The sequence below is a fragment of the Streptomyces olindensis genome, from assembly GCF_040645895.1.
Classification (GTDB): domain Bacteria; phylum Actinomycetota; class Actinomycetes; order Streptomycetales; family Streptomycetaceae; genus Streptomyces; species Streptomyces olindensis.
This window is the reverse complement of record NZ_JBEYZD010000016.1, coordinates 34,872-47,311: the sequence shown is the minus strand read 5'-3', so window position 1 is coordinate 47,311 and position 12,440 is coordinate 34,872. Positions and strand designations below refer to the sequence as shown.

The following is a 12,440-nucleotide window of genomic DNA, read 5'->3' as shown; positions in this document are numbered from 1 at the left end:
TTGCGTACGTCCATCGCCACCGTCTCCCTCAGCGGGTCCCTCACCGAGAAGCTCGACGCCGCCGCCCGGGCCGGCTTCGACGGGGTGGAGATCTTCGAGAACGACCTGCTGGCCAGCCCCCTCACCCCCGAGGACGTCCGGGCCCGCTGCGCCGACCTCGGTCTGGGCATCGACCTCTACCAGCCGATGCGGGACATCGAGGCCGTCCCCGAGGCGGAGTTCGCCCGGAACCTGCGACGGGCCCGGCACAAGTTCGAGCTGATGCGCAGGCTGGGCGCCGACACGGTCCTCGTCTGCTCCAGCGTCTCCCCGCAGGCGGTGGACGACGACGCCCTCGCCGCCGAGCAGCTGAGCCGGCTCGCCGACGCGGCACGCGAGTCCGGCGTCCGGGTGGCCTACGAGGCGCTCGCGTGGGGTCGGCACGTCAGCACGTACGACCACGCCTGGCGCATCGTCGAGACGGCGGGGCACCCGGCCCTCGGCACCTGCCTGGACAGCTTCCACATCCTCTCGCGCGGCTCGGACCCCAAGGGCATCGAGGACATCCCCGGCGAGAAGATCTTCTTCCTCCAGCTCGCGGACGCCCCGCTGCTCGCCATGGACGTCCTGCAGTGGAGCCGCCACTACCGCTGCTTCCCCGGCCAGGGAGGCTTCGACGTCGCCGGCCTGGTGCGGCACGTGCTGCGCACCGGCTACGCCGGGCCGCTCTCCCTGGAGGTCTTCAACGACGTCTTCCGGCAGGCCGAGGCCGGCCCGACCGCCGTCGACGCCCGGCGCTCCCTGCTGGTCCTCCAGGAGGCGGTGGGCCGGGCCGCCCTGCCCGAGCCCGTCGTCCCCACCGGCGTGGCCTTCGCGGAGCTGGTCACGCCCGACGCCGAACCCCTCGCCGCGCTGCTCGGCGCCCTGGGCTTCACCCGCACCGCACGGCACCGCGGCAAGCCCGTGGCCCTGTGGGAGCAGGGGGACGCCCGGATCCTCGTCAACACCGGCCCGGCCGCCCGCCGCGACGGCACCCAGCTCGCCGCGATCGGGCTGGAGTCACCGGACCCGGCCGGAGCGGCCCGGCGCGCCGAGGCCCTGCTCGCGCCGGTCCTGCCGCGCCGCCGGGCACCCGAGGACGCCCCGCTCGACGCGGTCGCCGCACCCGACGGCACGGAACTCTTCTTCTGCGCCACCGGCCGCCCGGGCCTGCCCGACTGGCGCGCCGACTTCGAGGACACCGGCCGGCCCGCCCCCGGCGCGGGCATCCGGGGCATCGACCACCTCGCCCTCACCCAGCCCTGGCACCACTTCGACGAGGCGGCCCTCTTCCACCGCGGCGTGCTCGGCCTGCACGCCCAGGAGAGCGTGGACGTCGCCGACCCCTACGGCCTGCTGCGCAGCCGCGCCGTCACCGACGCCGACGGCGCTGTCCGGATCGCCCTCACGGTCGGCGCCGCGCCCACCGACGACACCGTCCACGCCCAGCACATCGCCCTCGCCACCGACGACGTGGTCGCCGCGGCCCGCCGCTTCCGCGAGGCCGGCGGCAGCCTGCTGCCGGTCCCCGCGAACTACTACGACGACCTCGCCGCCCGCTTCGAGTTCGCCGACGGCGAGCTGGAGACGTACCGGGAGCTCGGCATCCTCTACGACCGGGACGCCCACGGCGCCTTCCGTCACTGCTACACGCGCACGATCGGCCGCGTCTTCTTCGAACTGGCCCAGCGCGACGACGGCTACCGCGGCTACGGTGCCCCGAACGCCCCGGTGCGGCTGGCCGCGCAGCACGCGGTGCGGGCACTCACTGGCGGCTGACGGTCCGGGTGATGCCGGTGACGACCGTCGTGGCGAGGATCCAGCCCGTGAGCACCAGGACGTAGGAGAGCCACTGGTGGCCGTCGGTCGGCGCGAACGCGCCCTCCTGTCCGAAGGAGATCACCGGCAGGAGCAGGTCGAGGGTGTAGAACACCGGGTTGAACTGCGGGGCCTCGTCCGGCTTCAGCGGCTGCGGGTGGTGCAGCGCGTAGGCGACGGAGCCGATCAGCAGCAGCGACACCAGCCAGCCCGCGGCGCGCAGCGGGCGGAAGCCGTAGCCGACGGTGGCGTCCTGGACATGGCCCCACAGCCGGCCGTACCAGGGCAGGGTGGCGCGCCGGCGGCGCTGCTTGGCCAGCTGGACGAGGCGGGCGGCGTCGTCGTCGCCGATCCGGCGGTAGGCCGCGGTCAACTGCTCGTAGGAGTGCGGGACATAGCCCTCGCCGTCGCGCTCCAGCATCGCCAGACGCCGCTCGGCGGGCTCGTGCGGGGTGAGGGAGGTGTAGACGAGGCTGTTGAGCAGGACCTCCCCGGGGACCACGTCCGGTTCCAGGAACAGCACGTCCAGCTGGGCGCGGCGCAGGTTGAGGGTGCCGGCCATGGGAGGGCTCTTGCGCAGCCAGAGTTCCCCGATGGTGCAGCTGCTGGCGCGCAGCGCCGCGTCACCGGGGTTCGCCAGACGGGCGTGCGAGAGGTCGAGGCGGCCGGCGACCCGGGCGCCGCGCAGCCCGATCCAGCCGAGCACGTCCACGTCGCGCAGCAGGACGTCGCCCTCCACCGTGAGCGTCTCCGCGTCGAGGGCGACCTCACCGGTGCCGGCTTCCAGCCGCGCCCCGTTCAGGTCGACGGTCCCGGCGACCGAGGCGCCCGTCAGGCGGACCTGGCCGCGCGTCCGCAGGCCGGGCGCCGACAGGCCGTCGCCGACGGCCACGTGGTTGAGCTGGAGCGCGGGCGTCCCGGCGGCGGGCGGTTCGTCGATGCGGGCCCGGTCCATGAACAGCGCCCCGGAGATCTGCGCCCCGCCGAGCCGCACGGGCCCCTCGAACACGCAGTCCGACATGCGCAGCACGCCGTCCACGCGCAGGGTGGCGGCGTCCAGCCCGGGCAGCACCGAGTCGCGCAGGTTCAGCTGACGCAGCCGCGCCCCGTAGAGGACGGGGACCTTCTCGAAGGAGCAGTCGCTCAGGCGCACCGCGTGGTCGACCTCCGCGTACTTGAGGTCCAGCACGCCCGTGATCCGCGCCCCGGCCAGCCGCAGGGCCGCCGTCTCCCCGTCCTCCTGCGGAGCACTGAGCAGCAGGGCCCGCAGCACGGCCGCCCGTACGGTCCGCTCGGGTCCCCATTCCGTGCCCCGTGCCGGGGCCTCGTCCGCCGGTTCCCGGAAGTCCACGTCCGCCCCGCGCGGGAAGGCGCGCCACACCCGCTCCTCGGCGGGTGTCATGTCGTCGATCTGCATCGACGGGGACTCTGACGCGCCCGGCCGGAGGCTGTCAACTCGCCTCCGGCCGGGGTCGGTTACGCCGTGGTGATCACGCCCGGGTGTTCCACTCCGCGATCACGGGCCGGCCGTGCTCGGTGGACAGCCGGCAGACCGTGCCCGTCTCCAGCCGGAACAGCCGCCCCTCGGCGGGCGGCAGGCCCAGCCGGCGGGCCGTCAGGACGCGGAGGAAGTGGCCGTGCGCCACCAGCACCACATCGCCGTCGGGCAGCGCCCCGGCCACCCGGGAGAGCACCCGGTCGGCACGCTCGCCGACCTCCTCGGGGGACTCGCCCGGCTCGCCGCCGGGTCCGGCCGGGCCCCCGTCGGTCCACAGGTCCCAGTCGGGGCGGCCGCGGTGTATCTCGTCGCTGGTGATGCCCTCGTAGGCGCCGTAGTACCACTCGTGCAGGTCCGGGTCCGCCACGGCCCCCGTCAGGCCCGCGAGTTCGGCGGTGCGCACCGCGCGGCCGAGCGGGCTGGTGAGGACCAGCGCGAAGGGCCGGCCCGCGAGGAGCGGGGCCAGCGACTTCGCCTGTTCCTCGCCGTGCCGGGTGAGGGGCAGGTCGGTGAAGCTGGTGTGCTGTCCGCTCCGGCTCCACTCCGTCTCGCCGTGGCGGACCAGCAGCAGATCGCCCACGGTGCTACGCCTTCTTCGCGGACTCGACGGCGTGGCCGCCGAACTGGTTGCGCAGCGCCGCGATCATCTTCATCTGCGGCGAGTCGTCCTGCCGGGAGGCGAACCGGGAGAACAGGGAGGCCGTGATCGCGGGCAGCGGCACGGAGTTGTCGATGGCCGCCTCCACGGTCCAGCGTCCCTCGCCGGAGTCCTGGGCGTAGCCGCGCAGGCCCTCCAGGTGCTCGTCCTCGTCGAGCGCGTTGACCGCGAGGTCGAGCAACCACGAGCGGATGACGGTGCCCTCCTGCCAGGAGCGGAACACCTCGCGGACGTTGTCCACCGAGTCCACGGCCTCCAGCAGCTCCCAGCCCTCGGCGTAGGCCTGCATCATGGCGTACTCGATGCCGTTGTGGACCATCTTCGCGAAGTGCCCGGCGCCCACCTTGCCGGCGTGGACGAAGCCGTAGGGGCCCTCTGGCTTGAGCGCGTCGAAGATCGGCCGCAGCCGGTCGACGTGCTCCTTCTCGCCGCCGACCATCAGGGCGTAGCCGTTCTTCAGGCCCCACACGCCGCCCGAGACGCCCGCGTCGACGAAGCCGATGCCGCGCTTGCTCAGCTCCTCGGCGTGCTTCTCGTCGTCCGTCCAGCGTGAGTTGCCGCCGTCGACGACCGTGTCGTACGGCTTGAGGAGATCCCCCAGCCGGTCGATGACGTGCTGGGTGGGGTCGCCGGCCGGGACCATCACCCAGACCGTGCGGGGTGCCTCCAGCTGGTCGACCAGGTCGGCGAGGCTCGCGACGTCCGACTTCTCGGGGTCGGTGTCGTAGCCGACGACGGTGTGGCCGGCGTTGCGCAGGCGCTCGCGCATGTTGCCGCCCATCTTGCCGAGACCCACAAGACCGATCTGCATGTCAGTTCACTTCCCGAAGATTGCGGTAGGCGGCCACCAGCGCGGCCGTGGACGGGTCGAGACCGGGGACGTCGGCACCCTCGGTGAGCGCGGGTTCGACGCGCTTGGCGAGGACCTTGCCGAGTTCGACGCCCCACTGGTCGAAGGAGTCGATGTTCCAGACGGCCCCCTGCACGAACACCTTGTGCTCGTAGAGGGCGACGAGCTGGCCGAGGACCGACGGGGACAGTTCGGTGGCCAGGATCGTCGTGGTCGGGTGGTTGCCCCGGAAGGTGCGGTGCGGCACCTGCTCCTCGGGCACGCCCTCGGCGCGCACCTCGTCGGCGGTCTTGCCGAAGGCGAGCGCCTGGCCCTGCGCGAACAGGTTGGCCATCAGCAGGTCGTGCTGGGCCTTCAGGTCGTCGCTCAGCTCGGCGACCGGCCGGGCGAAGCCGATCAGGTCGGCCGGGATGAGCTTGGTGCCCTGGTGGATCAACTGGTAGTAGGCGTGCTGCCCGTTGGTGCCGGGCGTGCCCCACACCACCGGCCCGGTCTGCCACTGCACGGGACGCCCGGACCGGTCCACCGACTTGCCGTTGGACTCCATGTCGAGCTGCTGGAGGTAGGCGGTGAACTTGGACAGGTAGTGGCTGTACGGCAGCACCGCGTGCGACTGGGCGTCGTGGAAGTTGCCGTACCAGATGCCGAGCAGGCCCATGATCAGCGGGGCGTTGGCCTCGGCGGGGGCGTTGCGGAAGTGCTCGTCGACGATGCGGAAGCCGTCGAGCATCTCCCGGAAGCGGTCCGGGCCGATCGCGATCATCAGGGAGAGCCCGATCGCGGAGTCGTACGAGTAGCGGCCGCCGACCCAGTCCCAGAACTCGAACATGTTGTCGACGTCGATGCCGAATCCGGCGACCTTCTCCGCGTTGGTCGACAGCGCCACGAAGTGCTTCGCGACCGCCTTCTCGTCGCCCCCGAGCCCCTCCAGCAGCCAGGAGCGCGCCGAGGTCGCGTTCGTGATCGTCTCGATCGTGGTGAAGGTCTTGGACGCGACGATGAACAGCGTCTCCGCCGGGTCCAGATCGCGCGTGGCCTCGTGCAGGTCGGAGCCGTCCACGTTGGACACGAAGCGGAACGTCAGGTCCCGGGCGGTGAACGGCCGCAGCGCCTCGTAGGCCATCGCGGGCCCGAGGTCCGAGCCGCCGATGCCGATGTTGACGACGTTGCGGATGCGCTTGCCGGTGTGGCCGGTCCACTCCCCGGAGCGGACCCGGTTCGCGAAGTCGGCCATCCTGTCGAGCACGGCGTGCACGCCGGGGACGACGTTCTCGCCGTCGACCTCGATCACCGCGTCCCGCGAGGCGCGCAGCGCGGTGTGCAGCACGGCCCGGTTCTCGGTGGTGTTGATCTTCTCGCCGCGGAACATGGCGTCGCGCAGCCCGAACACGTCGGTGGCGCTCGCCAGCTCCTGGAGCAGGGCCAGCGTCTCGTCGGTGACCAGGTGCTTGGAGTAGTCGATGCGCAGGTCGCCGACGTGCACGACGTAGCGCTCGGCGCGCCCCGGGTCCGCCGCGAACAGCTCCCGCAGGTTCGGCTGCGGCAGGGCGTCCGCGCGGTGGTCCTCCAGGGCGGTCCACTCGGGCCGCCGCGTGAGCAGGGGGGAGCCGGAGGGGGAGTCAGACATGAGCGGGGGTCTCCTCGGTTGCCTCGCCGTTCAGGGCGATGGCGTACATCTCGTCCGCGTCGAGGCGCCGCAGCTCCTCGGCGATGAGTTCGGAGGTGGCACGGACCTTCAGCGCGAGGGTGCGCGACGGCTGGCCCGGCAGGGTCAGCGTGGCCAGGGGTCCCTCGGGGCGGTCGATGACGATCTCGCCGTTCTCCGTGCCCAGGCGGACGGCGGTCACGACCGGCCCGGCGGTGACCACGCGGTCGACCCGGACGTGCAGCCGCGCCTCCAGCCAGCGGGCCAGCAGCTCGGCGGCCGGGTTCTCGGCCTCGGCCTCCACGGCCGCCGAGATCACCTTGGCCCGGGCCTGGTCCAGCGCCGCCGCCAGCATCGAACGCCAGGGCGTCAGCCGGGTCCAGGCCAGGTCGGTGTCGCCGGGCGCGTAGGAGCGGACCCGGGTCTCCAGGGTCTCCAGGGGGTTCTCCACGGCGTACAGGTCGGTGATCCGCCGCTGGGCCAGCGCGCCGAGCGGGTCCTTCGAGGGCACGTCGGGGGCGTCCACCGGCCACCACACCACCACCGGCGCGTCCGGCAGCAGCAGCGGCAGCACCACCGAGTCGGCGTGGTCGGACACCTCGCCGTAGGTCCGCAGGATCACCGTCTCGCCGGTGCCCGCGTCCGCGCCCACCCGGACCTCCGCGTCCAGCCGGGAGGACTGGCGGTCGCGGGGGGTGCGGGCGTGCCGCTTGATGACGACCAGGGTGCGCGAGGGGTGCTCGTGCGAGGCCTCCTCGGCGGCCTTGATCGCGTCGTAGGCGTTCTCCTCGTCCGTGACGATCACCATCGTCAGGACCATGCCCACGGCCGGCGTGCCGATGGCGCGGCGACCCTGCACCAGCGCCTTGTTGATCTTGCTTGCCGTGGTGTCGGTCAGGTCGATCTTCATGGCCTGCGCCAGCTCCGTCCGTCTCGTGCGAGCATCTCGTCGGCTTCCTCGGGTCCCCAGCTGCCCGAGGCGTACTGCGCGGGCCGGCCGTGCGTGGCCCAGTACTGCTCGATCGGGTCGAGGATCTTCCAGGACTCTTCCACTTCCTGGTGACGGGGGAACAGGTTGGCGTCGCCCAGGAGTACGTCCAGGATCAGCCGTTCGTACGCCTCCGGGCTCGATTCGGTGAACGACTCGCCGTAGGCGAAGTCCATCGTCACGTCCCGGATCTCCATCGACGTGCCCGGCACCTTGGAGCCGAAGCGGACCGTCATGCCCTCGTCCGGCTGGACGCGGATGACGATCGCGTTGGCGCCCAGCTCCTCGGTCGCCGTGGAGTCGAAGGGGGAGTGCGGGGCCCGCTGGAACACCACCGCGATCTCCGTCACCCGGCGCCCGAGCCGCTTGCCGGTGCGCAGGTAGAACGGGACGCCGGCCCAGCGGCGGTTGTCCACCTGGAGCTTGACCGCGGCGTAGGTGTCGGTCGTGGAGCCCGGGTCGATGCCCTCCTCCTCCAGGTAGCCGCGGACCTTCGCGCCGCCCTGCCAGGCGCCCGCGTACTGCCCGCGCACGGTGTGCAGCCCCAGGTTCTCCGGCAGCTTCACGGCGCGCAGGACCTTCAGCTTCTCGGTCAGCAGCGAGGCGGCGTCGAAGGCGGCCGGCTCCTCCATCGCGGTGAGGGCCATCAGCTGGAGCAGGTGGTTCTGGATGACGTCCCGCGCGGCGCCGATGCCGTCGTAGTAACCGGCCCGGCCGCCGATGCCGATGTCCTCGGCCATGGTGATCTGCACGTGGTCCACGTACGACCGGTTCCAGATCGGCTCGAACATCTGGTTGGCGAAGCGCAGGGCCAGGAGGTTCTGGACGGTCTCCTTGCCGAGGTAGTGGTCGATGCGGAAGACCTGCTCCGGGTCGAACACGTCGTGCACGATCGCGTTCAGCTCGCAGGCGCTGTCCAGGTCGTGCCCGAACGGCTTTTCGATGACCGCGCGGCGCCAGGATCCCTCCGGGGCGTCGGCCAGCTTGTGCTTCTTCAGCTGCTGGACGACCTTGGGGAAGAACTTCGGCGGCACCGACAGGTAGAAGGCGTAGTTGCCGCTGGTGCCCCGGGAGGCGTCCAGCTCCTCGACGGCGGAGCGCAGCTGCTTGAACGCCGTGTCGTCGTCGAAGTCGCCGGGGATGAACCGCATGCCCTCGGCGAGCTGCTGCCAGACCTCCTCGCGGAACGGGGTCCGCGCGTGCTCCCGGACGGCGTCGTGCACGACCTGTGCGAAGTCCTGGTCCTCCCAGTCCCGGCGGGCGAAGCCCACCAGCGAGAAGCCGGGCGGCAGCAGACCGCGGTTGGCCAGGTCGTACACGGCCGGCATCAGCTTCTTGCGGGACAGGTCGCCCGTCACGCCGAAGATGACCAGCCCGGAGGGGCCGGCGATCCTGGGCAGACGGCGGTCGCGCGCGTCGCGCAGCGGGTTGGTGAAGTCGGCGTCGGCGTGGTCCGTGCGCGGGGCGGGCCGCGCGGTGCCGCTCACCCCGGTCTGCTCGACCCCGGCCGCCTCCTGGGCGGCCCGGGCCTCCTTGTCCTCCTTGGTCTCCTTCGTCTCCTGCTCGGCCGTCTGGGGGATGCCCTCGCTCATTCCGCGTCAACTCCCTTGCTGTTCAAGGACTTGGTGACCGCGTCCAGCAGGTCCTGCCAGGCCACCTCGAACTTGGCCACTCCCTCGTCCTCCAGTTGCCGCACCACCTCGTCGTAGGAGATCCCGAGCCGCTCGACGGCCGCCAGGTCCGCTCGGGCCTGGGCGTAGCCGCCCGTGACGGTGTCGCCCTGGACGTCGCCGTGGTCGGCGACGGCGTTCAGCGTGGCCTCCGGCATGGTGTTGACCGTGCCGGGGGCGACCAGCTCGTCCACGTACAGGGTGTCCTTGTAGGCGGGGTCCTTCACACCGGTGGAGGCCCAAAGGGGGCGCTGCCGGTTCGCGTGGGCGCCTCCCAGGGCCTGCCAGCGCGGCCCGGCGAAGACCTGTTCGTACGCCTCGTAGGCGAGCCGCGCGTTGGCCAGGGCCGCCCGGCCCTTCAGGGCGAGCGCCTCCTCGGTGCCCAGCAGCGTCAGCCGCTTGTCGATCTCGGCGTCGACGCGGGAGACGAAGAAGGACGCGACCGAGTGGATGGCCGACAGGTCCAGGCCGGCCGCCTGCGCCCGCTCCAGGCCCGCCAGATAAGCGTCCATCACCTCGCGGTAGCGCTCCAGCGAGAAGATCAGCGTCACATTGACACTGATACCCGCGCCGATCACCTCGGTGATCGCCGGCAGGCCCGCCTTCGTCGCCGGGATCTTGATCATCACGTTGGGACGGTCCACCAGCCAGGCCAGCTGCCGGGCCTCGGCGACGGTCGCCGCCGTGTGGTGCGCCAGCCGGGGGTCGACCTCGATGGAGACCCGGCCGTCCCGGCCGCCCGTCGCCTCGTACACCGGGCGCAGCACGTCGGCGGCGGCCCGCACGTCGGCGGTCGTCATCATCCGGACGGCCTCGTCGACGGTCACGCCCCGCACCGCCAGGTCGGCGAGCTGCTCCTCGTAGCCCTCGCCGGAGCCGATGGCGGCCTGGAAGATGGACGGGTTGGTGGTGACGCCGACGACGTTCCTCGTCTCCACGAGCCCGGCCAGGTTGCCGGACTCGATCCGCCGGCGGGACAGATCGTCCAGCCAGATCGACACGCCCTCGTCGGACAGGCGCTTGAGTGCTCCCGCGCTCGCGGTCGCTTCGGTCACAGTGATCATCTTCTTTCAGGCGGTCAGCCGCGCGCGGCGGTGAGGGATTCCCGGGCGGCGGCGACGACGTTCTCGGGGGTGAAGCCGAACTCGGCGAACAGGGTCTTCGCGTCGGCGGAGGCGCCGAAGTGCTCCAGGGAGACGATGCGTCCCGCGTCGCCCACGAACCGGTGCCAGGTCAGGCCGATCCCGGCCTCGACCGCGACCCGGGCCTTCACGGACGGCGGGAGCACGCTGTCGCGGTACGCGCGCGGCTGCTCCTCGAACCACTCCACGGACGGCATCGACACCACCCGCGTGCCCACTCCCTCGGCCTCCAGCGCCTCGCGCGCGGCGACCGCGAGCTGCACCTCGGAACCGGTGGCGATCAGCACCACCTCCGGCACCTCCGTGGCGGAGTCCGCGAGGACGTAACCGCCCCGCGCCGCGTCCGGGTTCGGCTCGTACGTGGGCACGCCCTGGCGGGTGAGCGCGAGGCCGTGCGGGGCCGGGTCGGTGGTGTGCCGCCGCAGGATCTCGGCCCAGACGACCGCGGTCTCGTTGGCGTCGGCGGGCCGTACGACGTTCAGCCCGGGGATGGCGCGCAGCGCGGCCAGGTGCTCCACCGGCTGGTGGGTCGGGCCGTCCTCGCCGAGGCCGATCGAGTCGTGCGTCCACACGTACGTCACCGGCAGCTGCATCAGGGCCGACATGCGGACGGCGTTGCGCATGTAGTCGGAGAACACCAGGAAGGTGCCGCCGTAGATCCGGGTGTTTCCGTGCAGGGCGATGCCGTTCATCTCCGCGGCCATGGAGAACTCGCGGATGCCGAAGTGCACCGTGCGGCCGTACGGGTCGGCCTCGGGCAGCGGGTTGCCCTCCGGCAGGAAGGACGACGTCTTGTCGATGGTGGTGTTGTTCGAACCGGCGAGGTCCGCGGAGCCGCCCCACAGCTCGGGCAGGACCGCGCCGAGTGCCTGGAGCACCTTGCCGGACGCGGCGCGCGTGGCGACCGCCTTGCCCGGCTCGAACACCGGCAGGGCGTCCTCCCAGCCCTCGGGCAGCTCGCCCTTGCTGACGCGGTCGAAGGTCGCGGCGCGCTCCGGGTGCTCCCCGCGCCAGGCCGCGATCCGCTTGTCCCAGGCGGCGTGCGCCTCGGCGCCCCGGTCCAGGGCCGTGCGGGTGTGGGCCAGCACCTCGTCGGCCACCTCGAAGGATTCCTCCGGGTCGAAGCCCAGGACGCGCTTGGTGGCGGCGACCTCGTCCGCGCCGAGCGCCGAGCCGTGGGAGGCCTCGGTGTTCCGCGCGTTCGGGGCGGGCCAGGCGATGATCGTGCGCATCGCGATGATCGAGGGCCGCCCGGTCTCGGCCCGCGCCGCCCGCAGCGCCGCGTGCAGCGCGCGCACGTCGATGTCGCCGTCCTCCTGCGGGGTGATCCGCTGTACGTGCCAGCCGTAGGCCTCGTAGCGCTTCAGCACGTCCTCGGAGAACGCGGTCGCGGTGTCGCCCTCGATGGAGATGTGGTTGTCGTCGTAGAGGAAGACCAGGTTGCCGAGCCTCTGGTGCCCGGCGAGCGAGGAGGCCTCGGCGGAGACGCCCTCCTGGAGGTCGCCGTCGGAGACGATCGCCCAGATCGTGTGGTCGAAGGGCGACTCGCCCTCGGGGGCGTCCGGGTCGAACAGGCCGCGCTCGTAGCGGGCGGCCATCGCCATGCCGACCGCGTTCGCGACGCCCTGGCCGAGCGGGCCGGTGGTGGTCTCCACGCCCGCGGTGTGGCCGTACTCGGGGTGGCCGGGCGTCTTGGAGCCGTGCGTGCGGAACGCCTTCAGGTCGTCCAGCTCCAGCTCGTAGCCCGCGAGGTAGAGCTGCGTGTAGAGGGTCAGCGAGGTGTGGCCGGGGGAGAGGACGAAGCGGTCACGGCCCGTCCACTCGGGGTCGGCGGGGTCGTGCCGCATCACCTTCTGAAAAAGCGTGTAGGCGGCCGGCGCCAGGCTCATCGCGGTGCCGGGGTGGCCGTTGCCGACCCGCTGCACGGCATCCGCCGCCAGCAGGCGGGCGGTGTCGACGGCACGCCGGTCGAGGTCGGTCCATTCGAAGCTGTCCGCTGTCTGCGTGCTCATCTTCAAGAAATCCTCGATAGGAGCGGAGGGGCTGCTCTGACGCGTTCAACGCTAAAAGTCTGACTTTTTCGACGGAAGGTCGCCGTGTGCCAGCCTGTGGTGAAAGTGGGACACCCACGGGCAGCGCGACCAGGCGACGGG

Annotated in this window: 9 protein-coding genes; 1 reads left to right on the top strand and 8 read right to left on the bottom strand. The window is 72.2% G+C overall.

What is annotated here, in order from left to right; genetic code table 11:
* Entirely contained in the window at window positions 1-1,797 is a 1,797-nt protein-coding gene (locus tag ABZ948_RS12790) for a bifunctional sugar phosphate isomerase/epimerase/4-hydroxyphenylpyruvate dioxygenase family protein (RefSeq protein ID WP_359758937.1), read from the top strand.
* On the opposite strand, the gene ABZ948_RS12785 is transcribed toward ABZ948_RS12790, so the two are convergent.
* From ABZ948_RS12785 to tkt, 8 genes are all read right to left on the bottom strand, one after another.
* Window positions 1,784-3,253 carry a membrane-associated oxidoreductase gene (locus tag ABZ948_RS12785; RefSeq protein ID WP_359758936.1) on the bottom strand — a complete coding sequence of 490 codons (1,470 nt, stop codon included), beginning with the start codon at window positions 3,251-3,253 and terminating at the stop codon, window positions 1,784-1,786. The genes ABZ948_RS12790 and ABZ948_RS12785 overlap by 14 nt on opposite strands.
* 73 nt (window positions 3,254-3,326) lie before the next feature.
* On the bottom strand, window positions 3,327-3,914 hold the full coding sequence (locus tag ABZ948_RS12780; protein ID WP_359758935.1) for a histidine phosphatase family protein: 588 nt from the start codon (window positions 3,912-3,914) through the stop codon (window positions 3,327-3,329).
* 4 nt (window positions 3,915-3,918) lie between these two features.
* Window positions 3,919-4,803 (bottom strand): phosphogluconate dehydrogenase (NAD(+)-dependent, decarboxylating), encoded by an 885-nt coding sequence (gnd, locus tag ABZ948_RS12775; RefSeq protein ID WP_359758934.1) that lies wholly within the window; start codon window positions 4,801-4,803, stop codon window positions 3,919-3,921.
* Between the two features lies 1 nt (window position 4,804).
* On the bottom strand, window positions 4,805-6,469 hold the full coding sequence (gene pgi / locus ABZ948_RS12770) for a glucose-6-phosphate isomerase (protein WP_359758933.1): 1,665 nt from the start codon (window positions 6,467-6,469) through the stop codon (window positions 4,805-4,807).
* Window positions 6,462-7,397 (bottom strand): glucose-6-phosphate dehydrogenase assembly protein OpcA, encoded by a 936-nt coding sequence (gene opcA / locus ABZ948_RS12765; RefSeq protein WP_359758932.1) that lies wholly within the window; start codon window positions 7,395-7,397, stop codon window positions 6,462-6,464. The genes pgi and opcA overlap by 8 nt, the downstream gene beginning before the upstream one ends.
* On the bottom strand, window positions 7,394-9,067 hold the full coding sequence (gene zwf / locus ABZ948_RS12760; protein ID WP_359758931.1) for a glucose-6-phosphate dehydrogenase: 1,674 nt from the start codon (window positions 9,065-9,067) through the stop codon (window positions 7,394-7,396). The genes opcA and zwf overlap by 4 nt, the downstream gene beginning before the upstream one ends.
* Window positions 9,064-10,209 (bottom strand): transaldolase, encoded by a 1,146-nt coding sequence (gene tal, locus ABZ948_RS12755; RefSeq protein ID WP_359758930.1) that lies wholly within the window; start codon window positions 10,207-10,209, stop codon window positions 9,064-9,066. Before tal ends, zwf begins: the two co-directional genes overlap by 4 nt.
* Before the next feature lie 14 nt (window positions 10,210-10,223).
* Window positions 10,224-12,299: a transketolase gene (gene tkt / locus ABZ948_RS12750; RefSeq protein ID WP_359758929.1), complete on the bottom strand. Its 2,076-nt coding sequence runs from the start codon at window positions 12,297-12,299 to the stop codon at window positions 10,224-10,226.
* Between the last annotated feature and the right edge of the window lie 141 nt (window positions 12,300-12,440).